This window comes from Paraburkholderia acidiphila (assembly GCF_009789655.1).
Lineage (GTDB): Bacteria > Pseudomonadota > Gammaproteobacteria > Burkholderiales > Burkholderiaceae > Paraburkholderia > Paraburkholderia acidiphila.
The window spans coordinates 1,678,446-1,697,872 of sequence record NZ_CP046910.1; the positions used below are offsets into that span (position 1 = coordinate 1,678,446).

Here is a 19,427-nt window from a genome sequence, read left to right on the forward strand (position 1 = left end):
GAGTGTAGATCACAAGAGCGCGCCATAGAAATCGTTTTGCCGCGCGCGCGATTGGGCTTAATCTCCGAACTTGCCTCAGAGGTCCCTCCATTCATGAAACAACCCCTCTCATCGCCCGCCGCTGCCTCACACGGCGCGGACTGCGGCCTGCACACGCCAACGGTGCGCGATCTGTTCTTCGGCTTTCTCGGTCTCGGCTTCACATCGTTTGGCGGCGCCCTGCCGTTGGCGCGCCGCGCCATCGTCGAGCAGCGCCGCTGGCTCAGCGCCAGCGAGTTCACCGACCTGCTCGGGCTCTGCCAGTTTTTGCCGGGCGGCAACGTGATCAACCTGTCGGTTGCGCTCGGCATGCGCTTTCAGGGCTGGCGCGGCGCGCTGGCGGGCATCCTCGGCCTGATCGCGGGGCCGTCGCTCGTCGTGATCGGGCTTGGCGTGCTCTACGAGCGCACGCAGAACGACCCGCACGTGCGGCATCTGTTCGTGGGGCTCGCCGCGGCGGCCGCCGGGCTGCTCGTCTCGATGGCGCTGAAGATCGTGCTGCCGCTGCGGCGCGACCCCGCCGCGGCCGTCGTCGCCGCGCTCGGCTTCGTGGCCATTGCCGTGCTGCGCACGCCGCTGTTGCCCACCATGCTCGTGCTCACGCCAGTCGGCATCGCGCTCGCGGCCCGCGCGGCGCGCAAGGAAGGAGGATCGCAATGACCACCACACTCGTTGCGCTCGCCGCGATCTTCAGCCAGCTCTCGCTGCTCGCATTCGGCGGCGGCAACACGATCCTGCCCGAGATGCAGCGTCAGGTCGTCGAGGTGCATCACTGGATGCCCGCGAGCGAGTTCAGCGCGCTCTTCGCGCTTGCCCAGGCCGCCCCGGGCCCGAACATGATGGTCGTGACGCTGGTGGGTTGGCACGTGGCTGGCTGGGCGGGCATGCTCGTCACGTCGATCGCGAAGTTCGGACCGTCGTCGCTCGTCACGATCGCCGCGCTGCATGCGTGGGACCGCTTCAAGGACCGCCCGTGGCGGCGCATCGCGCAAAAGGGGCTCGTGCCGGTGACGGCGGGCCTCGTGGCCGCGAGTGCGGTGCTGATTGCGAAGGCATCGGATCCTTCGTGGATCGCGTGGGCGATTACCGGCGTGTGCGCCGTGCTCGCGTTTCGCACGAAGATTCATCCGTTGTGGCTGCTTGGCGCGGGGAGTTTGATTGGCTTGATGGGGTTTGGGCAGTGAGGTGACGGTGGGGGTTCGGGCGTTTCTTCGGACTTTGCGGAGCGCCCCCGCACGCCTGGCTCAGAGCATATTCCACGATACGGACTGCGACACCTTGCTCAGGCAAATTATTTAGTTATACGATGCATTCTCCATCTTGCAGAAGAACTCAATGAGACTCTGACCTTGCCGGGCGCTGGATAAGCGCGGCATTGTTTGCGGGATATTTTCAAGAAGAATCAAGACACAGCAGGCGGAAAATCCGGTACTCACCGCAACGACCGGAGTACACGGCAATGACTGAGCATCTCTGTGCCGCGATAAGCAAACAAAACATCGCCGCTTGCCCTTTCGTATCCAAATGGATACAATCAACATGATCACACTGGTTCGCTCCGCGGATTTCGACCAGTGGCTTAAGAAACTACGAGATGCCCGTGCCAAGGCTCGTATCGCTGCGCGCCTCGTCAGCGCGCAACATGGAAACTTCGGTGACTATCGCGTTCTTTCCGAAGGCGTTTGCGAAATGAAGATCGACTTCGGCCCAGGTTATCGCGTCTACTACACGCGCCGAGGAACAGTTGTCTATGTCCTGCTGACCGGGGGCGACAAATCCTCGCAAGATCAGGACATCAGGCGTGCCATACAGATGGCACGAGAGTTGACGGAGTGAATGATGCCAGGCACGACGACATACGCCCAATTCGACGCGGCAGACTATCTCGACAGCGAAGAAACCATCGCCGAGTTCCTTGCCGCATCCGCCGAGGATCCGAATCCCGACGTTCTGCTTGCCGCAATCGCGGCCGTTGCTCGAGCGCGCGGCATGGCAAAAGTGGCCGCCGACGCGGGCCTCGGGCGGGAGAGCCTTTACAAGGCGCTCGCGCCGGGCGCCCACCCTCGCTTCGAGACAATCCAGAAGGTGTTGCGCGCGCTCGGCGTGCAAACGGTGTACAAGCCCCTCGGCGGGCGATGAGAACCGGAGTACGCCCCGGCGCGCGCATGCACGCCGTGACTGCAGCCTACTGAAACGCCACCTCCGCAAAACTACGCAGCTTCCGGCTATGCAGCTTGTGCAAGCCATTCGTGCGCAGAATCTCCATCGCCTTCACGCCGATCTGCAAATGCTGATCGACCTGCGCGCGATAGAACGAATCGGCCATGCCCGGCAGCTTGAGCTCGCCGTGCAGCGGCTTGTCGGAAACGCACAGCAACGTGCCGTACGGCACGCGAAAGCGGAATCCGTTCGCGGCGATGGTCGCGCTTTCCATGTCGAGCGCAATCGCGCGGCTCTGTGATAGGCGCTGCACCGGCTCGCGATGATCGCGCAGCTCCCAGTTGCGGTTGTCGACGCTCGCCACCGTCCCCGTGCGCATCACGCGCTTGAGTTCCACGCCATCGAGCTTCGTGACGTCCGCGACCGCGCGCTCGAGCGCGAGCTGCACTTCCGCGAGCGCCGGAATCGGCACCCACAGCGGCAAATCGGCGTCGAGCACGTGATCCTCGCGCACATAGCCGTGCGCGAGCACGTAGTCGCCGAGACGCTGCGTATTGCGCAGGCCCGCGCAGTGGCCAAGCATGATCCACGCATGTGGACGCAGCACGGCAATGTGATCGGTGATCGTCTTCGCGTTCGACGGTCCCACGCCGATGTTGATCATCGTGATGCCACTGCCGTCCGCACGCTTGAGGTGGTAGGCCGGCATTTGCGGCAGGCGCGCCGGCGCCGTGCCTTCGTCGTCCTGCTCGCCCAGATTCGCGTTGTAGGTGACCACGTCGCCGGGCTCGACGAACGAGGTGTATTCGCTGCGGTAGTTGCGCAGGTCGGCGTCGTCGGTATGCGCCATCATCGCGCGGCCGAGCTTCACGAACTCGTCGATATAGAACTGGTAGTTCGTGTAGAGCACGTAGTTCTGCACGTGCGTGGGCGACGTGGCCGTGTAGTGCTTGAGCCGATGCAGCGAAAAATCCACGCGCGCCGCGGTGAAAAGTGCAAGCGGATGCGGCTCGCCCGGTTCCGGCTCGTAGGTGCCGTTCACGATGCGATCGTCGAGCTGCGCGAGATCGGGCACGTCGAACACATCGCGCATGGCGAAGAGGCGCTCGCGGTCGAGATCGCCTTCGAGGTGGATGCCTTCGGCGAACGCGAAGTGCACGGGGATCGGCTGATCCGACACGCCCACTTCGATACCCACGTGATGGTTCTTCGCAAGCAGACGCAACTGCTCGCGATAGTAATTGCCGAACAGGTCGGGCCGCGTGACGGTGGTCTCGAACACGCCAGGGCCCGCCACGAAGCCGTACGAGCGGCGTGAGTCGATATGCGTGTTGACGTTGGTGCGGATGCGTACGAACGGGTAGCACGCGCGCACGCGGCGCTCGAACGCCTCGCCGCGGCGATAGCGCGCAAACGCGTCGCGCAGGAAAGACGTATTCGCTTCGTAGATGCTCGAGAGGCGCGCCACGGCGTCGGCGGCGTCTTCGAAAGATTCGTCCGGGAAGTCGTGCGCCGGCGTCATGAGGGGCCGCAGGTAGTCGTTGTTCATCTTCGTTCGCCTCTCCGTTTGATAGGTCCACATTACCACGGAAGATAAGAATTTCTGGCGACGAACCTCGCCGCGCCCATGGCTTTTGCAACGCCGCTCTCGCGCGGGCTGCGGACGCCGCGCACCGCCCGCCGGGCGCGGGCCGCAGCGCTTGCGCGACATGGGGCGAAGCGCCCGGATTTGCTAGAATTGGGGCATTCCATCGGAGAATGACCATGAAGTCGCACCTTCTTGCCGCCGTCGCGGTGACACTCGCTTTCAGCGGGATCGCCATGGCCGCGCCGGCCGACGACGCAAAGACCGCCGTCGAGGCACAATCCGCGCAGTCCGAGAACGAACGCGCGGGCCTGCCCGACCTGGCCGCGATCAACAACCAGCCGGCTGCACGCGTCACCTCGAAGGTCAACATCAACGACGTGCCGCGCGAGCCCAGCTATCACGAAGTGAGCCGCAACGGCACCGAAATCACCGAATACCGCGACAAGGGCAAGCCCGTCGAGATCAACGTGCATTCGAACTTCGGCACGCGCTACACGATGAGCGCGAATCCCGACACCTCGCCGCAAGTACGCAGCAACGGCCAGGCCAGCACGCGCCTGCCGTCGATCAACCTGCATTACTGAGCCATCTGGGCGCTGGCATGCCTGAATGGGGCATGCCAGCGCCACCGCCATGCGCGCCGCCCCATAAGCCGGGCCGCCGCCATCGCGCCTGAGCCGGACACGCTCGCAAGCCCCTCGGGCAGCACGACGCAGCGTTCCCCGACCCGCCATTACCAATCAACCGACCTTCTTGCATGGCCGTCTTCACCGCTGTCACCGACCAAGAGCTTGCCCAATGGCTGCGCGACTACGATCTCGGCGAAGTCGTCGAATTTCGCGGCATCCAGTCCGGCATCGAAAACAGCAACTTCTTCCTGACGACGACGCGCGGCGAATACGTCCTGACGATCTTCGAAAAGCTGACGGCCGAACAACTGCCGTTCTACCTCGACCTGATGCGGCACCTCGCCTCGCATCGCGTGCCGGTACCCGACCCCATGCCGCGCAAGGACGGTGCACTTTTCGGCCTGCTGCTCGGCAAGCCCGCGGCCATCGTCTCGAAGCTCGAAGGCAAGCCCGAACTCGCGCCCGGCGTCGAGCACTGCGCGGAGGTGGGTCAGATGCTCGCGCGCATGCATCTGGCGGGCCGCGATTACCGCGGCGACCAGCCGAACCTGCGCAGCCTTGCGTGGTGGGAAGAAACGGTGCCGACCGTGCTGCCGTTCCTGACCGACGCCCAGCGCACGCTCGTCACGAGCGAACTCGACCACCAGCGCGCGTTCTTCGCGTCGGCCGACTACGCGGCGCTGCCGGGCGGTCCGTGCCATTGCGATCTGTTCCGCGACAACGCGATGTTCGCGCACTCGCACCCGGCGCCGGGCCACGAAGTCCGGCTGGGCGGCTTTTTCGACTTCTATTTCGCCGGCTGCGACAAGTGGCTGTTCGACGTAGCCGTGACCGTGAACGACTGGTGCGTCGACCTCGCCACCGGCAAGCTCGACACGGCGCGCGCCGACGCGCTCTTGCGCGCCTACCAGACCGTGCGCCCCTTCACGCCGGAAGAGGCGCGCCACTGGCTGGACATGCTGCGCGCAGGTGCGTACCGCTTCTGGGTCTCGCGCCTGTATGATTTCCACCTGCCCCGCTCGGCCGAACTGCTCAAGCCGCATGATCCCGGCCATTTCGAGCGCATTCTTCGCGAGCGCCTCGCTGGCAGCGAGGCGGGCTCCTATCACGCCTTGCCCCATCGCCCATGCAACTAATTGAAGTCCCCGCGAAGGCGGGCTACGTCTGGTTCCGCCAGGGTATCTGGCTGTTCCGCCGCAATCCGCTCGCGTTTCTCACGCTGTTTTTCGCCTATTTGCTGGCGATGACGCTGATTTCCGCCATTCCCGTGATCGGCGGCGTGCTGCCGCTGCTGTTCGTGCCCGGCGTGGCCGTCGGCTTCATGGCGGCGTGCCGCGACACGATCGCAGGCAAGCCGGTGTTCCCGACCATCCTGATCGACGGCTTTCGTTCCTACGGCAGCAACGTGGCGAAGCACCTTCTGGTACTCGGGGCGGTTTACGTGGTAGCGATGTTGCTGGTGCTGGCCGCGTCTGCGTTCGTGGACGGCGGCGCGCTATTGCGCCTGATGACGATCGGCGGCGACCTCGACGCCGAAGCCCTCGCCAACAGCGACGTGCCGCTTGCGGTGCTCGCCTCGCTGCTCTGCTACGTGCCGGTGTCGATGCTGTTCTGGTTCGCGCCCGTGCTCACGGCATGGCACGACGTGCCGCCCGTGAAGGCGATGTTCTTCAGCATCGTGAGCTGCTGGCGCAACAAGGGCGCATTCATGGTGTACGGCGCGCTGTGGTTCGCGGTCTCGACCGTCGTGTCGATCGGCCTGTCGACGCTGCTGCGTGCGCTCGGCGCGGGCGACTTCACGGTGGCGATCCTGATGCCCGCGCTCATCATCGTGACGACGATGCTCTATTGCTCGTTCTACGCGACCTATCGCGGCTGCTACGGGGTGCAGGAAAAGCAGCCCGCCGAAATGCCGGACTCGGGCCGCTGAACGGCGTGGCGCTGAAGCGCCGGCCATGCACGCTTGCACGCAAAAACGGCGCCCTGGGCGCCGTTCTCATTTTGCCCCTTCATCTAGAGGGGCACAGCATTCCTGCTTAGCCGTAGTGGTTCATCCACGACGGGTGGCGCGTGGCCTTCTCGCGATCCATCTTGCGCATACGGAATTCGAGATCGTAGATGTCGACGGACTGCGCGAGATACGCTTCCTCGCGCTGCTGGCGACGCGTTTCGGCGGTTTCGGAGAGGAACAGGAAAAGACGGCTGAGCAGGTACATGATTTGGCCCTTCTTTGGCGGGCACGTGCCCGCGAATCGAATGAAGCCATTATAGGGTAAACCCTATTCAGGGTAAACACCTAAATTGCTCGCAGCGGCGGTTACCCTGCGTCCTGCGTCAATTCGTCGTCGTAGGCCTCGTCGATCGCCTCGCGGCGATGCGATTCGAAAAAGTCCCAGATCAGCGAACTCGCGTCGGGTCCCGTGGAGGAATGGAACGGCACGGTGTCGTCGCCGCCGCTCCACGCGTGGTCGAGGTCCGCCACGCGGCACAGCCGCACGACGCTCGCGCCATCGAGTTCGTAATCCTGCTCGCGATAGCCGTCCTTGAACGTCTCGTGCGACACGACGCCCTGACGCACGCCGCGCGAATCTGCAAGGCCGTTCAAGCGCAACACTTGCACCGCGAGCTGTTCCGCGTTGACGGGCGCGACCACTGCATCGACATCGCCTTGCACGACGATCGCCGGCATGCCCGGATGGATGCGTGCGCCCAACTGGGTATCGACGAGCGCCACCGGATCGTGGCGCACGCCGCGCCGCATGACGTCGAGCGCCGTGACACCTGAGCGTGCCTCACCGAAAGCGGGGCCGGAGTGCAGCGCGACGGCTGCGAAACGGCTGGGCGAGCGCACCGCGAGCAGCATGGCGAGCCCTGCGCCCGCCGACAGGCCCGCCAGATAGACGCGCGAGCGGTCGAACCCATGCTCCTCGATGAGTGTATCGACCAGCGAAACAACGGCCGCCGCTTCGCCGCCGCCCGCCGCGTCGCGCGAGTCATACCAATGCCAGCACTGGTGCGGGTGCGCGCGCTCCGACTGCTCGGGGTACACCACCGCGAACCCATGGCGGTCGGCGAGCAGATTCATGCGCGTGCCTTCCGCGAAGGAGTCCATCGATTGCTTGCAGCCGTGCAGCATCACGACGAGCGGCATGCCAGCCGTCTTGTGCCCCGGCGGCAAATAGAGCCCGTAAGGCAGCGAGCGCCCGGCATGCAGGGCGTTCGCCGGTACAAGGTGCTCGGCGCGGTCCCAAACGCCCGCGGCCCAGGCGGCCGCGCGCGGACCCACACGCGACTCGCGCACCGGCGCGCCGCTGCGCGCCTGCGCCGGCGCGTGCTTCGCCGCCTGCTCGGCTACGGCCTGAGCGGCGCGCCAGATTGCCTGCGGCCTGGGGGTATCGATCCCCGCGCTTTTCAGGGCGTCGCGGGTAGCCCGGGTCTGGATGGCGAGCAGACGTCGCATGCCACCTGCCCATAGCTTCGTCAGATTTTTCGTCATCTATGGCCTCGTAAAAGGGTCTGACACATCGTGGCGTTTTGCCGCGATCCGTCGTTGTGCAACGCACAATAACACCATTTGAGCGTGACTGCAGATCGGAACAGTTCGATTCCGTCCTTGTCTACGTTCGAGGGCGCACGCCTTCGTTTATGCGACGCGGCTATACTGGATGCTTGTCGTACGCGTGTGTCGGCCAGCCAGGCGCCTCGCGCGTTGAGTAGCTACCAGGTAGCGCCTGGCACCTGCAATCCCGGGATTCTCTTCAGATAGCCAGTAGTACGGACTCATGCCAGATTTACCGATTCACCTTTGGTACTCGATTACCAACCTCGGCGGCGCAGGCCTCACGCTGCCGCTCGCGTTGGCGATCGCGCTGTGGCTCATGGTCGGCTACTCGTGGCGCATGGCGGCGAGCTGGGTGTTCCTGCTCGGCCTGGCAATCGGCCTCGTGACGCTCACGAAAATCGCGTTCCTCGGCTGGGGCGTAGGGGTGAGGGAACTGGATTTCACGGGCATCAGCGGCCACGCCATGCTTTCCACGGCCGTCTATCCCGTTGCGTTTTTCCTCGTGTTGCAAGGCACACCGTCGTTCGTGCGCGCCGCAGGCGTGACCGTTGGGCTCGCGGTAGGAATCGCGGTCGCGCTCTCGCGCGTGGTGCTCGACGCCCACTCGCCTTCCGAGGCTGTCACCGGCTGTGTGGTCGGGGCGCTCACCGCGCTCGTATTCGCGCGGTACTGGTGGCAGGCGCAGGCGCAGCGCATTTCGGCGGCGGTCGTCGCGCTGAGCCTCGCGGCACTCACGGTCGCATTGCACAACGTGCATGTGCCCACGCACCGCTGGGTCACGAACATCGCGCTGACCGTTTCGGGCCACGATCGGCCCTACGTGCGCGCCAAATGGAAGGCCAATCGCACCAACCGCGCGCCCGTCGCGCCCGTCTCGCAAACCCGCAACGGTCTCACGCCGCCCCCGCAACGCCACGCCTGAGCGCTCGCTGGCCGCAGCTCAGACGCTCAGCCGGCCACGCCTAGCAGCACACTCGAAGCCTTGAACACGGCCGTCGCCGCTTGATCTGGGGCGAATCCGAGCGCGTCCACGCTCGCGTCGGTCACGATGGCCGCGATCACGCTGCCGCCCGGCAGGGCGAGCGTGACTTCGGCGTTCACGGCGCCACGCCGCACGACCTCGATCGTTCCGCTAAGCCGGTTGCGCGCCGAAAGCCGCGCCGCGTCCGCCGCGCTCGCGACCAGCACGACCGAAGTCGCCTTCACGAGCGCCACCACAGGCGCGCCTTCCCCAAGCCCCAAGGCCTCGGTGCTCTCTCGCGTAATCGTGGCGACGAGCGCTTCGCCGCCGGGCAGCGCGATCGACACCTCGTCGGTCACTGCGCCTCTCACGATTGCCGAGACGGTGCCAAAAAGCTGATTGCGCGCGCTCGTGCGCATGGCGAAGCGCCCGAGCACGGCCAGATCGCGCGCGAAACCGCCAGCCTGTGCGTCGCCCCCTTCTTTCGAAATGGCCCCGAGCGCGTGCGCCGCATGCTCGATAAAGCGCCGGTGCTCGCGCTCGATGGCACGAAACGTTTCGACGAGCCGCAGCGCCCGCGGCGTGAGCGTCGTTCCGCCACCGCCCTTGCCGCCCGTCGCACGGACGACGAGCGCCTCGCCCGCGAGATTGTTCATGACGTCGACGGCGTCCCAGGCGCCCTTGTAGCTCATGCCAACTGCCTTCGCGGCGCCTGTGATCGAGCCAGTCGCACGGATCGCTTCGAGCAGCGCGACGCGCGCCGCGCCGCCGAGCATCTGCTGGCCGGACTGAAACCAGACCGAGCCGCCCAGACCGAGTTCCGGCGCTTCGGAGCGTTGGGATGTGTCTGGGGAACCGGCATCGGCGTGGCCCGCGTCGGGAGAGGGTGAGTTCGGGTCAGTGGGATTCATCATGCGCAGAACAAGCAAAAACAGGACGAAACAAGCGATGGTTCGGCGTGGTCCGCCGAACACCGCAGGAATTATAGAGACGAGCCTCAGCGGCCGCGCGGCACCTTCGGCTCGCCCAGTTCGCGCAACAGGCGCTCGCCTTCCTTTGCGGTATAGCGCTTGACGGCCTCGCACCAGCCGCGTGCGAACCCGAGCTGATATGGCTCGGCATCCATGCGCTCGAGATAGCGCAAGGCCACCGCGGCGTCGTTGCCGTCCCCAAGCACGGTCTGCAGCCGCGCGAGCGAGCGCGCCACCTCCACGCGCGTGCGGCGCGATGTGAGCGTGGCGAAGAATTCGATCGTGTAGCGCAAATACTTCGCGTTGATGCGCGCGCGATGGCGGCTCGCCTCGTCGATGGCGGTGAGCTTTTGCGTGCTCACGAGCCGCTCGTAGTAGCGCCGCACGCGCTTCTTCGCGTGGCGGTGCAGCGAGAGCCCGCTGGCGCCGGCATCGCTCGCGCGCCGCGCGAGCCGATCGAGCCACTGGAGCCAAGCCAGCGCCACGCGCGCATAGCGCTGCGAAGCCAGCCCCTCGCGCAGCCGCGCTCGTGCGGCGAGCCGCTGCGCGTTCGCCTCGTCGCGAATCGCGCTCCAGCGCCCCGGCTCGACGTCGGCGGCGGCGAGCGCTGGCAGCGTCGATTCGACGAAGACGTCGCGGTCGCGCGCATCGCCGAGCAGGCCGCCCAGCCACTTGAGTTCCGGCTCGATGTGCGTCTCCCAGGTCTCGTCGCACCAGTGCGAGAAGATGCGCATGGCGGTGCGCAGCCGCCGCTGCGACACGCGCATCTGATGGATGAATTCGCCGTTCGTGCTATCGCGCACGCCCGCGTCATTGCCGAACCACTGCGCACTAATGTTGCGCCCGATCGCCACGAGCGCGGTTTCGGCTGTCGACGCACCGCCGAGGTCCACGGCTTCGGCTTTGATCGCTGCTGCGTCGCCGGTCACAGCGCCCGCGGCGGCGCGCTCGAGCGCGTCGGTCAGGCGCACGAACGCGGGCAGCGCCTCGATCAGATCGCCGGCACAGGCGAAAAGCGCATCGACGACGGGCCGCTCGTCCTCGCCTTCGGGCCAGGGCGCACTGACGCGTAACTCGTGCAGGCCGGGCGGGCTCCCCGCATCCGCGCGGCCAGTGTCCTGGGCCAGCGCCGCCTGCGGCATGGCTGACGACTCGTGCACGTCTTCGTCGAACGTGAGCAGCACCTCGATGCCGTCGCGCGGCCACTGCCAGCAACTGCGCGTCGCCACGAGCGTGGCCGACGCAGTGAGATCGTCCGCACTGCCGAGCGCCTCGCGAAACAGCTCGGGCGCGGCGTCGAAGAGCGCATGCGCGATACCGTTCGCATCGAGCGCCGCCTCGAAGATCGGCGCGACCGCGGTGACCCCCGGTGTATGAACGCGCCGACTCGACACGACGACGTGCTGTATGTCGCCGCGCGATTCGACAGCGACGCGCCAGCCGAGGCCCCCAAGGACGCCGCCGCGGTCGAAGGCGACCGTCGTCACGCGTTCGCGCGCATCCGGCAGCGGCACGAGCGACGGCAAGGCCGCGCACAGGGTGAGGCTCCACTCCGAAGTCATCGGGCTGGCGTGCGCCCTGGGCGTCGCCGCCGTGGCGGCGGCTTTTGAGCTTCTTCTATCCGGCGCTGCCGGAACCACGACATCCAGCACGATTTCCAGAACGCGATCCATGAACGCTCCAGGATTCTGTGGGTAGGCGCGAAGGCTTAGAACAGTGCAGGGGGATGGAGAGCCAGTAACAGCGACGGCGCGATCGATGGTACACGCGCGCGCGCCTCGACGCCCCAGGTAACGTCCCTGACCCTTCCGGCGGGTGTCTGATGACGGTCAAGACTGCCACGACGAGACGGTGGAAAAATAATTACGTTTCAATTTCTCCCTTTTTGACTATCTGTAAGGAGTGTTGAGTGTTCCCAGAATACCGAGATTTGATTTCGCGCCTCAAGATTCAGGACGACCATTTCGCCCGGATTTTTCATCGTCACAACGAGCTCGACCAGCAGATCAAGAACATGGAGGCGGGCGTCGTAGCTTCGCACGGCATGGAGGTCGAGCAGTTGAAAAAGGAAAAGCTTCAACTCAAGGACTCCCTCTACCTGATCCTGAGAAAAGCGGCAAACGCCTGAAGCAAGCGGCGTCTAGCGCTGGCCGTCAGTGTGCCGGCGCTGGCCATCGATCGCCGGCTGTGCCTTGGCGCGCCCTGCCAATCAAACCGCGACGGCTTCCCTGCGCCTCATTGCCGCACGCGCGTTGTTGCTTCCGCTTCAATGCCTCCGCTTTGAATGCGAGTCACTCCGTACTCACACTCTCCCCCATCCGTTTCCGCCGACATCATGCCCAAATCCATTCCCCACTCCGCTCCCGACGCCACCATCCCCACCGCGAGACTGCCGCTCGTCACGCCCCACAGCGCCGAGTTGCGCGCCGTCGACAGTGCCGTCGAGTCCGCGAGCGAGGTCATCGCGGGCGCTGTCCATGATCTCGTCACCCACGCTGACGCCGGGCAAAATCCGCCCGCCATGTTGCTCGAGTCGATCGCGGCACTGATGCAAGGCATGTCGCCCGACGAAGCCGCCCAGTTGCGCAGCCTGATCCTCGAAGGCAACCCCGCCGACTGGCGCAACTCGCGCACGCGCCACCCCGACGAGGAACTTGCCGCTGGCTGGCGCGAAGGCGGCTATCCGTATCGCAATTTGATGTCGCGTCGCGCGTACGAGCGGCAGAAATATCGGCTGCAAGTCGAACTGCTCAAGCTTCAGGCGTGGGTGCGGGAAACCGGCCAGCGTGTGGTGATCCTGTTCGAGGGCCGCGACGCCGCCGGCAAGGGCGGCACGATCAAGCGCTTCATGGAGCATCTGAACCCGCGCGGCGCGCGCGTGGTGGCGCTCGAAAAGCCCACTGAACTCGAGCGCGGCCAGTGGTATCTCCAGCGCTATGTGCAGCATCTGCCTTCGGCGGGGGAAATCGTGCTGTTCGATCGGTCCTGGTACAACCGTGCTGGTGTCGAGCATGTCATGGGCTTCTGCTCGCCGGAGGAATATGCCGACTTCATGCAGCAGGTGCCTGAGTTCGAACGGCAGTTGATTCGCAGCGGCATCCACCTGATCAAGTTCTGGTTCTCGGTGAGCCGCGCGGAGCAGCGCCGGCGCTTCAAGGAGCGCAAGGTACATCCGCTCAAGCAATGGAAGCTGAGCCCTGTCGATCTCGCTTCGCTCGACAAGTGGGAGGCTTACACGCAGGCGAAGGAGGCAATGTTCTCGCAAACGGACACGGCCGATGCGCCGTGGACCGTCGTTCGCTCCGATTGCAAGAAACGCGCGCGGCTCAATGCCATGCGGTTCGTGCTGAACAAGCTGCCTTATGCGAGTCGGGACGCGGAGGCGATCGGGGTGGTCGATCCATTGCTGGTGAGTCGGGCGCTGTAGGCGTGTGATCGTGCACACGGCCCTCCCCACATTCGGCCTTGCCGCCTCATCGGTCGGCGCGCTTCCCCCAGATCAATGCCTCCGGGTGGCGCTCGACATAATCGGACAGGGCGTTCAGGCTGGCCAGCGAACGCCGTAACTGAGCCAACGCCTGATGAACATCGCTCTGCAGCGGCGAACCTTGGTCGAGCATCTCGTTCGCGGAACGAAACGCCTGTTGTGCGGATTCGAGCGTCGAACGCGCAGCCGGCACGAGTTCCGTATCGAGCCGTTCAAACAAGGCATTCGACTGTTGCAACGAGGCATCCAGATTGCGTCCGATCTCCTGAAGCGGAATGCGGTCGAGCCGGCGCACGATGTTCGATAGCTGGTCCTGCAGTTCTTCGAGTGAGTTGGGCACTGTGGGCAGCTCGACTGGCGAGCGATCCGTGTCGACGCGGGCCGCGGGGGCGTGCGGGAAGACGTCGAGTGCGACGTACTTCTTTCCCGTCAAAAGACTGCCCGTACGTAGCTGTGCGCGTAGTCCCTGAGCCACGAGCCGCAGCAGCAGATCTTTACCGGCCGCGCCTGCGCCGTCGCCGAGCGCGGCACGGTAACGGCCGCCGAGCCGGGAGGGATACAGACTCAGCGTGACCAGCATGTCGAAGCGTTCCTTTTCGGGTTCAAGGTCGATATCGATCGCCGTGACTGTACCCAACTCGACACCGCGGAACTCGACAGGCGCCCCCACCGACAACCCCCGTACCGATTGCGCGAAGCGCATGCGCATCATTGCAGGCGGACCTTCGTTCGCGCGCATGGCCTCTGTGCGGTTATCCGCGAGTTGAAAGTCCTCGGCGTTCGTGGCGGACACGGCATGCACACGCCCACGCGGCGTGTCGAACGCCACTGCGCCCGCGAGCAGCGCCGCGGGCGCGGGGGTCTCCAGCCGCATGCCGCTGGAATCGACCTTGAGTTCGACACCGCTCGCCTGCCACCATCGCGTATCGGAGGTCACCAGACGATCGAAAGGTCTCCTGACGAAAACACCGACGCGGACAGTGTCCCCCCTGCGCGCCAAGGAATAGCCGAGCACCCGCCCGACCTGTACACCGCGAAAGTAAACCGGGGAACCAGCGTTCAGCGAGCCAAGCGTGGGGGCGCGAATCACGAAACGCGTGCCATCGTCGTCGCTCGCAATTGCCGGCGGCGTGTCGAAGCCGATGAACGTGTGGCAGGCGCGAGGCGAATGAACATCGATATCGACGTCGATCCAGGTTCCCGAAATGGCGGTCATGAGCCCCGAGATGTTCTTCACGTCAATACGCGGCCGCACGACCCAGAATTTCGTGCCGCACATCGCGACGCGTTGCCCGGCGCCATCGAGCCTCAGTTCGGCATCGACGTGCTGACCGTCCTCCGACACACGCAGATGTTCGAGTTCGCCAATTGCCACGCCTCGAAAACGCACCGGCGTATTCCCGGCGGCAAGTCCGGCGCCAGACGCAAAGCTCACCGTCACGCGCGTCGTGTGCTGTGCCAGCGTCTGCACCAGCATTACGCCGCCAGCCAGGTTCGCCGAAAGCCAGGCAACCCAGACCGCGGAGCGCCACCGCCGCCGGGCATTCACGATTTCCCCACGACGGCCTGGCTGTTAGCGCAGTTGCTCGACGAGTGCATCGGCACCCTTGTCGATGCCGGTCCTTGCCGCGCTCAGCGAACCGAAAGCGGCGGCCAGATTCATCGCATTCGGGTATTGCTTCGTCACATACGCGCGCAGCAGACGCCCCGACGCACTGTCGTACACCTCCACGGCATACGTCACCGATCCACTGAACGCCCCCTTGCCGCCCCTGATCGCCTGTACACCGTTGTAGAGATTGCCGGCGATGTCGAAGTGCATCGCCTGGCCGATTACGGCGGTCGTTTTCTCTGCGCCGGTCAACGTGAGCTTCACGCGCAGCGTAGCGGGCGAAGGCTGCGTCGCGAGGTCGAACCGCTTCGACAACGTCTCGGCAAACGTCTTGTGCATGTACGCGGCGAGCACGTCCTTGTCCGAATCCGACAAGTCGCCGAATTGATTGTCGCCGCCTTGATAGACCGCGACCGGATCGACGATCACCTGCGAATAGCGCGACCAGAGCACCGGCGCCGCATAGCGGAATGGCGTCTGGGCGGCGTCGTTATCCCGGTTCTCCTTGAGTTGTGGCGACGAGGCAAGGCTGCTATAGGCAACGGGTTGTACGCCCGCGCACGCGGATAACGTTAGGAATGCTACGCAAACCGATGACGTATGGAGAAAGCGGGTGTTGAGCACGAAGGCATCCTTTCAAAAGTTGCCGAATTCCGCCTGGGATCCGGCCGGGTTCAAGACGAGACGAAGCGTAGCATCGGTCTCAAAAAATGTAAACCGTCTATCCGGTTTGTTTACAGAATCATGCAGGGGTACAATCACGCCCATGGATAACCAGACACGTTCCGAGATTTCACGCAGAAAGGCGATTGACGCGGCGCTTGCGATCCTGACCCGCGACGGGGTCGGCGGCCTGACATTCGATGCGCTCGCGCGCGAAAGCGGCATCAGCAAGGGTGGGCTGCTCCACCAGTTTCGCAACAAGCTGGGCGTGCTGCGCGCGCTGCTCGATCGTCAGCGGGAGCAATTCGCGCAGATCGCACAAGATCACCTGGCCGCCGGCGGCGAGGCCCGTGCAGAACCGGTGCTTTCGGCGCAGATCGCGATATTCAGGGAATCCATCAACCAGCCGGACTCCGTTGCGCGCGCGGTGCTCGCAGCGCTGGTCGAAAGCCCGGCGCTACTCGATGACCTGAAGGCCCAGGACACGGCCAAGATGGAAAAGCTGCAGGCCGAGGCACGCGACCTCGAACTCTCGCTGCTACGCTACTTTGCCGCGAGCGGCATTGCATTCAGCACGCTGCTCGGGCTTTCCACCGTGCCCGACGCGTTGCGGGAGCGGCTTTTCGACCGGTTGCTCGACGAGAAGAAGTGGTGATGCGGCTGCCTCGCGAATGCAATCGCGAGGCAGGTCGACGGTGGCGTTAAGCCGCTCGCTCAGGTCGCGTACTGCGCCACCCCATTCCCAAACGACCAGTTTTCCCGCGCGACATCCACGAGATTGACGAACACGTCCTCGCGTCTCACCCCCGGATCGCGCGCGAGGTTTTCGGCTATCTGCGCGAAAAGCGCCTTCTTCTGATCCTGCCCGCGCGTATTGCTCACCGCGATCTGGATCATGACCAGATCGTCGCTGCGCTCGATCCCCAAATAATGCCGGCCGAACACGAAATTGTCGGCATCGTGCTCGGTGATGACCATGAAAATGTCGTCTTCGGGCGCCTTGAAAACCTCCATGAGCGCCTGATGAATGCCCTGCGTGAGCGCCTTGCGATATGTAGCGGGCTTGCCTGCACGAACGGCAATGCGAGTGAATGGCATGTCGATCTCCTTCTTCGATGGGTTTGACGTGACATCAGCTTAGGCGCGATCTATCATAATTAACAGGCATAGATAGATATTTCATCAATTTTCATTTGAAATGAAACCACTGGATCTGGACGCCGTGCGCGCGTTCGTGCTGGTCGCCGAACTGCGCAGCTTCACGCGCGCCGCCGACGCCCTGGACACCACGCAATCGGCCGTGAGCCTCAAGCTCAAGCGCCTCGAAACGCATCTGGGCAAGCAGTTGCTCGAACGCACGCCGCGCGTCGTGCGGCTTTCGGCGGACGGTCTCACGTTCCTCGCCGCGGCGCGCGACCTTCTCGGCGCGCATGAGCGCGCGCTCGAGGCGCTTTCCGGCGACGAGCGGCGGCTCGCACTCGGCCTGAGCGAGCATGTCGCGGACGCGAACCTGGCCCGCCAGCTCGCCCAGCTTCGCATTCATGATCCGGGGCTCGTGATCGAGCTGCATCTGGGCCTTTCCGCGCAGCTGCTCGCGCAGTACGACGAGCGGCGGCTCGATGCCGTCATCGTGCGTCAGGAGGCAGAGGAGGCGCCGCGCGGCGATGCCCGGAGGCTCTTCGCGGAGCCGCTCGTCTGGCTGGCGGCGCCGCAATGGCAGTGGCAGCCCGGCACGGCCCTGCCGCTCGCGCTGCTCGCCGCGCCGTGCGCGGTGCGGGCGGCGGCCGTTCGCGCGCTCGACGCCGCAGGCGTGGCGTGGACCGAAGTGTTCGTGGGCGGCGGTGTCGCGGCGGTAGGTGCCGCACTGGCCGCGGGTCTTGCCGTGTCGCCTCTGGCGCGCCGGGTCGCGCCGCGCGAACTCATCGACGTCGGTGCGCGGCTCGGCTTGCCCGCCCTGCCGGCTTCGCAAGTGATGCTCTATTCGCGGGTACGCGACCCCAGGACCGCCGCAACGCTGCAATTGCTCGCTTCGGGGCTCGGCACGGGCTGAGCGGCGCTCAGCTCAGGATGGGCGGCAGCGCGTGCGGCGCGGGAATCGCACGCTGGATGTGCGGCGGCGGCGCATCCACCACGAGCCTGTGACGCGGTGCGGGACGCACCGCAGCAGGCCTCGGCGCGGGCCGCTTTTGCGTGACGGGCTTTCGCGTGATGGTTTTGGGCGCGGGTGCCGCGCCAGAAGCAGGATGATGTGTACGCGCCGCCGCGTGGACTTCGCCGGACGTATGCCGTTGTGCCGCGGCGTGACCCTTGTCGTGCGGCGGCTTGCCACCCTTCTGGCCGGTCGTGTGCAACGCCGCGGCACCATGCGCGCCACGTGTTCTGGACGCGTGCGTGCCGTGCGCGGCCGCCGTTCCCTGCGCCGCGTTCGCGCCTGCTGCCTTCGCCTGCCCCGATGCCCACACCGGCGCGGCAAATACCATTGCCGCGACCATCAATACGCCTGCCCGCACTCCGTCTCCCCCCAAATGCCGTCCCAATGTCCGGCGAGGATTATACCGAGTCAAAACTTGCAATAATCCACATATGGACTAATATCAACTAAAAGTTCATTTCAGGACTCGACCACCATGCCACCCGCCACTGCCTCCGTCACGCCTTCGCGCCGTCCCGGCGCCGAGCCATCGCTCACCGAAATGTCGGCGGCGGGGCTCAGGGCATTCTTCCGAATTGCGAGCGACTGGGACCTGAGCGCCGAAGAGCAGATTATTCTGCTCGGCTCGCCCGGCCGATCCACGTTCTTCAAGTGGAAGCAATCCCCGCAAACGGCCCGGCTCGGCCGCGACACACTCGAACGCCTTTCGCTGTTGCTCGGTATCTACAAGGCGCTGCAGATTCTCCTGCCCCAACCCACCTCCGCCGACACCTGGATCAAGCGCCCCAACAGCGCGCCGCCGTTTGGCGGCCGGAGCGCGCTCGAGCGCATGCTGGCCGGCAATGTCAGCGACCTCGTGGCGGTGCGCCAGTATCTCGACGCAATGCGAGGCGGCTGGGCGTGACGCAATCGAACTGGCAAGACCGCTGGCGCAGCGCGCAGCTCACCTGGTCACCTGCGTTCAGGGTGATTCCCACCCGCTTCCCGGCCGTGAACCTGTTCGACCGCGTGGCATCCGCGGAGGACTTCGAGGCGCTCTACGCGCTCGAAGCGCTCACTAACGACCGGCTGCGCACCGAAACCGGCGACCTCGACCTCGTGCCGCGTGAAGAGCGCCGCTTCGGCCCGGGCTACGGACCGATCATGGCGGCCTTCACGCATCTGAATCCGCAAGGCAGCCGCTTTTCCGACGGCACCTACGGCGTGTTCTACTGCGCGCGCTCGCGCGCCACTGCAGTCGCGGAAACGCGTTATCACTCGGGGCTTTTTCTCGCGGCCACGAACGAGCCGCCCATCCGCCAGCAAATGCGGCTCTATACGGTGACCGCGCAGGGCGAGGTGATCGATCTGCGCGGCGATCCCTCGCTCGACCCTGGCGTGCTCTCGCCCGACGACTACACCGCCGGCCAGGCGCTAGGCCGCGCCGCGCGCGAGGCGCGTGCGCCCGGCATTGCGTATCCGTCGGTGCGCGACGAGGACGGCGAATGCCTCGCCGCGTTCAGCACGACGCTGCTGCGCGCGTGCCATCACTCGGCGTATCTGGAATACAACTGGAATGGGCACACCATCGACATGGTGTTCGAGTTGAACCGCATCGTGTAGC

Annotated in this window: 23 protein-coding genes; 14 read left to right on the top strand and 9 right to left on the bottom strand. The window is 65.2% G+C overall.

All coding sequences use genetic code 11. The features are described 5' to 3' along the window. Positions 1 to 93: 93 nt before the first annotated feature. The 4 genes from FAZ97_RS22010 (at position 94) to FAZ97_RS22025 (ending at position 2,178) form a co-directional block, all read left to right on the top strand. Complete coding sequence (locus FAZ97_RS22010; RefSeq protein ID WP_158760518.1) at positions 94 to 699, top strand: chromate transporter; 606 nt, start codon at positions 94 to 96, stop codon at positions 697 to 699. Further along, on the top strand, positions 696 to 1,223 hold the full coding sequence (locus FAZ97_RS22015; RefSeq protein ID WP_158760519.1) for a chromate transporter: 528 nt from the start codon (positions 696 to 698) through the stop codon (positions 1,221 to 1,223). Before FAZ97_RS22010 ends, FAZ97_RS22015 begins: the two co-directional genes overlap by 4 nt. Before the next feature lie 355 nt (positions 1,224 to 1,578). Beyond that, positions 1,579 to 1,875, top strand: coding sequence for a type II toxin-antitoxin system RelE/ParE family toxin (locus FAZ97_RS22020; protein WP_158760520.1), 297 nt, complete (start codon positions 1,579 to 1,581; stop codon positions 1,873 to 1,875). 3 nt (positions 1,876 to 1,878) lie between these two features. Further along, positions 1,879 to 2,178 (top strand): addiction module antidote protein, encoded by a 300-nt coding sequence (locus tag FAZ97_RS22025; protein WP_158760521.1) that lies wholly within the window; start codon positions 1,879 to 1,881, stop codon positions 2,176 to 2,178. A 46-nt stretch (positions 2,179 to 2,224) separates the two neighbouring features. Here the strand turns inward: FAZ97_RS22025 and FAZ97_RS22030 are convergent, their stop codons facing one another. Then, a complete protein-coding gene (locus FAZ97_RS22030; protein ID WP_158760522.1) occupies positions 2,225 to 3,748 on the bottom strand; it encodes an AMP nucleosidase in 1,524 nt (507 codons plus the stop codon). A 215-nt stretch (positions 3,749 to 3,963) separates the two neighbouring features. Between FAZ97_RS22030 and FAZ97_RS22035 the strand changes: the two genes are divergently transcribed. The 3 genes from FAZ97_RS22035 (at position 3,964) to FAZ97_RS22045 (ending at position 6,346) form a co-directional block, all read left to right on the top strand. Further along, on the top strand, positions 3,964 to 4,371 hold the full coding sequence (locus FAZ97_RS22035; protein ID WP_158760523.1) for a hypothetical protein: 408 nt from the start codon (positions 3,964 to 3,966) through the stop codon (positions 4,369 to 4,371). A 173-nt stretch (positions 4,372 to 4,544) separates the two neighbouring features. After that, positions 4,545 to 5,552, top strand: a complete 1,008-nt coding sequence (locus FAZ97_RS22040) for a homoserine kinase (RefSeq protein WP_158760524.1) — start codon at positions 4,545 to 4,547, stop codon at positions 5,550 to 5,552. Further along, entirely contained in the window at positions 5,543 to 6,346 is an 804-nt protein-coding gene (locus FAZ97_RS22045) for a BPSS1780 family membrane protein (protein ID WP_158760525.1), read from the top strand. Before FAZ97_RS22040 ends, FAZ97_RS22045 begins: the two co-directional genes overlap by 10 nt. 106 nt (positions 6,347 to 6,452) lie before the next feature. Here the strand turns inward: FAZ97_RS22045 and FAZ97_RS22050 are convergent, their stop codons facing one another. Both FAZ97_RS22050 and FAZ97_RS22055 read right to left on the bottom strand, forming a co-directional pair. Further along, the gene (locus FAZ97_RS22050) at positions 6,453 to 6,632 is read right to left on the bottom strand and encodes a DUF3563 family protein (protein WP_110386165.1); all 180 of its coding nucleotides are present in this window, start codon (positions 6,630 to 6,632) and stop codon (positions 6,453 to 6,455) included. Between the two features lie 101 nt (positions 6,633 to 6,733). Then, positions 6,734 to 7,912: an extracellular catalytic domain type 1 short-chain-length polyhydroxyalkanoate depolymerase gene (locus tag FAZ97_RS22055; RefSeq protein WP_158760526.1), complete on the bottom strand. Its 1,179-nt coding sequence runs from the start codon at positions 7,910 to 7,912 to the stop codon at positions 6,734 to 6,736. A gap of 286 nt (positions 7,913 to 8,198) precedes the next feature. On the opposite strand from FAZ97_RS22055, the gene FAZ97_RS22060 reads away from it, so the two are divergent. Further along, the gene (locus FAZ97_RS22060; protein ID WP_158760527.1) at positions 8,199 to 8,900 is read left to right on the top strand and encodes a phosphatase PAP2 family protein; all 702 of its coding nucleotides are present in this window, start codon (positions 8,199 to 8,201) and stop codon (positions 8,898 to 8,900) included. Positions 8,901 to 8,926: 26 nt separating this feature from the next. Here FAZ97_RS22060 and FAZ97_RS22065 read toward each other — a convergent pair whose 3' ends face one another. Then, positions 8,927 to 9,853: a TOBE domain-containing protein gene (locus tag FAZ97_RS22065; RefSeq protein WP_233271733.1), complete on the bottom strand. Its 927-nt coding sequence runs from the start codon at positions 9,851 to 9,853 to the stop codon at positions 8,927 to 8,929. Positions 9,854 to 9,936: 83 nt separating this feature from the next. Beyond that, entirely contained in the window at positions 9,937 to 11,583 is a 1,647-nt protein-coding gene (locus tag FAZ97_RS22070; RefSeq protein ID WP_158760528.1) for a CHAD domain-containing protein, read from the bottom strand. Positions 11,584 to 11,819: 236 nt separating this feature from the next. On the opposite strand from FAZ97_RS22070, the gene FAZ97_RS22075 reads away from it, so the two are divergent. Both FAZ97_RS22075 and ppk2 read left to right on the top strand, forming a co-directional pair. After that, entirely contained in the window at positions 11,820 to 12,038 is a 219-nt protein-coding gene (locus tag FAZ97_RS22075; RefSeq protein WP_158760529.1) for a YdcH family protein, read from the top strand. A 207-nt stretch (positions 12,039 to 12,245) separates the two neighbouring features. Continuing rightward, on the top strand, positions 12,246 to 13,337 hold the full coding sequence (gene ppk2 / locus FAZ97_RS22080) for a polyphosphate kinase 2 (protein WP_158760530.1): 1,092 nt from the start codon (positions 12,246 to 12,248) through the stop codon (positions 13,335 to 13,337). Positions 13,338 to 13,383: 46 nt separating this feature from the next. On the opposite strand, the gene FAZ97_RS22085 is transcribed toward ppk2, so the two are convergent. Then, positions 13,384 to 14,874: a PqiB family protein gene (locus FAZ97_RS22085; RefSeq protein ID WP_158760531.1), complete on the bottom strand. Its 1,491-nt coding sequence runs from the start codon at positions 14,872 to 14,874 to the stop codon at positions 13,384 to 13,386. 96 nt (positions 14,875 to 14,970) lie between these two features. Continuing rightward, positions 14,971 to 15,633, bottom strand: a complete 663-nt coding sequence (locus FAZ97_RS22090; protein ID WP_158760532.1) for a DUF3313 domain-containing protein — start codon at positions 15,631 to 15,633, stop codon at positions 14,971 to 14,973. Between the two features lie 142 nt (positions 15,634 to 15,775). On the opposite strand from FAZ97_RS22090, the gene FAZ97_RS22095 reads away from it, so the two are divergent. Further along, a complete protein-coding gene (locus FAZ97_RS22095; protein WP_158761037.1) occupies positions 15,776 to 16,327 on the top strand; it encodes a TetR/AcrR family transcriptional regulator in 552 nt (183 codons plus the stop codon). Positions 16,328 to 16,386: 59 nt separating this feature from the next. On the opposite strand, the gene FAZ97_RS22100 is transcribed toward FAZ97_RS22095, so the two are convergent. Continuing rightward, complete coding sequence (locus FAZ97_RS22100) at positions 16,387 to 16,770, bottom strand: tautomerase family protein (protein ID WP_158760533.1); 384 nt, start codon at positions 16,768 to 16,770, stop codon at positions 16,387 to 16,389. A 100-nt stretch (positions 16,771 to 16,870) separates the two neighbouring features. Between FAZ97_RS22100 and FAZ97_RS22105 the strand changes: the two genes are divergently transcribed. Then, complete coding sequence (locus FAZ97_RS22105) at positions 16,871 to 17,722, top strand: LysR family transcriptional regulator (protein WP_158760534.1); 852 nt, start codon at positions 16,871 to 16,873, stop codon at positions 17,720 to 17,722. Between the two features lie 7 nt (positions 17,723 to 17,729). Here the strand turns inward: FAZ97_RS22105 and FAZ97_RS22110 are convergent, their stop codons facing one another. Then, the gene (locus FAZ97_RS22110; protein WP_158760535.1) at positions 17,730 to 18,164 is read right to left on the bottom strand and encodes a hypothetical protein; all 435 of its coding nucleotides are present in this window, start codon (positions 18,162 to 18,164) and stop codon (positions 17,730 to 17,732) included. 135 nt (positions 18,165 to 18,299) lie between these two features. On the opposite strand from FAZ97_RS22110, the gene FAZ97_RS22115 reads away from it, so the two are divergent. Further along, complete coding sequence (locus tag FAZ97_RS22115; RefSeq protein ID WP_325073238.1) at positions 18,300 to 18,728, top strand: MbcA/ParS/Xre antitoxin family protein; 429 nt, start codon at positions 18,300 to 18,302, stop codon at positions 18,726 to 18,728. After that, positions 18,725 to 19,426, top strand: a complete 702-nt coding sequence (locus FAZ97_RS22120; protein ID WP_158760536.1) for an RES family NAD+ phosphorylase — start codon at positions 18,725 to 18,727, stop codon at positions 19,424 to 19,426. The genes FAZ97_RS22115 and FAZ97_RS22120 overlap by 4 nt, the downstream gene beginning before the upstream one ends. The last annotated feature ends 1 nt before the right edge of the window (position 19,427 follow it).

Excerpts from the sequence above, each read along its gene's own strand:
- FAZ97_RS22030 (WP_158760522.1), bottom strand. The coding sequence starts at position 3,748 with ATGAACAACGACTACCTGCGGCCCCTCATGACGCCGGCGCACGACTTC.
- FAZ97_RS22025 (WP_158760521.1), top strand. The coding sequence starts at position 1,879 with ATGCCAGGCACGACGACATACGCCCAATTCGACGCGGCAGACTATCTC.
- FAZ97_RS22070 (WP_158760528.1), bottom strand. The coding sequence starts at position 11,583 with ATGGATCGCGTTCTGGAAATCGTGCTGGATGTCGTGGTTCCGGCAGCG.
- FAZ97_RS22065 (WP_233271733.1), bottom strand. The coding sequence starts at position 9,853 with ATGATGAATCCCACTGACCCGAACTCACCCTCTCCCGACGCGGGCCAC.
- FAZ97_RS22050 (WP_110386165.1), bottom strand. The coding sequence starts at position 6,632 with ATGTACCTGCTCAGCCGTCTTTTCCTGTTCCTCTCCGAAACCGCCGAA.
- FAZ97_RS22020 (WP_158760520.1), top strand. The coding sequence starts at position 1,579 with ATGATCACACTGGTTCGCTCCGCGGATTTCGACCAGTGGCTTAAGAAA.
- FAZ97_RS22085 (WP_158760531.1), bottom strand. The coding sequence starts at position 14,874 with ATGCTGGTGCAGACGCTGGCACAGCACACGACGCGCGTGACGGTGAGC.
- FAZ97_RS22055 (WP_158760526.1), bottom strand. The coding sequence starts at position 7,912 with ATGACGAAAAATCTGACGAAGCTATGGGCAGGTGGCATGCGACGTCTG.
- FAZ97_RS22045 (WP_158760525.1), top strand. The coding sequence starts at position 5,543 with ATGCAACTAATTGAAGTCCCCGCGAAGGCGGGCTACGTCTGGTTCCGC.
- FAZ97_RS22100 (WP_158760533.1), bottom strand. The coding sequence starts at position 16,770 with ATGCCATTCACTCGCATTGCCGTTCGTGCAGGCAAGCCCGCTACATAT.
- FAZ97_RS22095 (WP_158761037.1), top strand. The coding sequence starts at position 15,776 with ATGGATAACCAGACACGTTCCGAGATTTCACGCAGAAAGGCGATTGAC.
- FAZ97_RS22010 (WP_158760518.1), top strand. The coding sequence starts at position 94 with ATGAAACAACCCCTCTCATCGCCCGCCGCTGCCTCACACGGCGCGGAC.
- FAZ97_RS22040 (WP_158760524.1), top strand. The coding sequence starts at position 4,545 with ATGGCCGTCTTCACCGCTGTCACCGACCAAGAGCTTGCCCAATGGCTG.
- FAZ97_RS22035 (WP_158760523.1), top strand. The coding sequence starts at position 3,964 with ATGAAGTCGCACCTTCTTGCCGCCGTCGCGGTGACACTCGCTTTCAGC.
- FAZ97_RS22115 (WP_325073238.1), top strand. The coding sequence starts at position 18,300 with ATGCCACCCGCCACTGCCTCCGTCACGCCTTCGCGCCGTCCCGGCGCC.
- FAZ97_RS22105 (WP_158760534.1), top strand. The coding sequence starts at position 16,871 with ATGAAACCACTGGATCTGGACGCCGTGCGCGCGTTCGTGCTGGTCGCC.
- FAZ97_RS22110 (WP_158760535.1), bottom strand. The coding sequence starts at position 18,164 with ATGGTCGCGGCAATGGTATTTGCCGCGCCGGTGTGGGCATCGGGGCAG.
- FAZ97_RS22060 (WP_158760527.1), top strand. The coding sequence starts at position 8,199 with ATGCCAGATTTACCGATTCACCTTTGGTACTCGATTACCAACCTCGGC.
- ppk2 (WP_158760530.1), top strand. The coding sequence starts at position 12,246 with ATGCCCAAATCCATTCCCCACTCCGCTCCCGACGCCACCATCCCCACC.
- FAZ97_RS22015 (WP_158760519.1), top strand. The coding sequence starts at position 696 with ATGACCACCACACTCGTTGCGCTCGCCGCGATCTTCAGCCAGCTCTCG.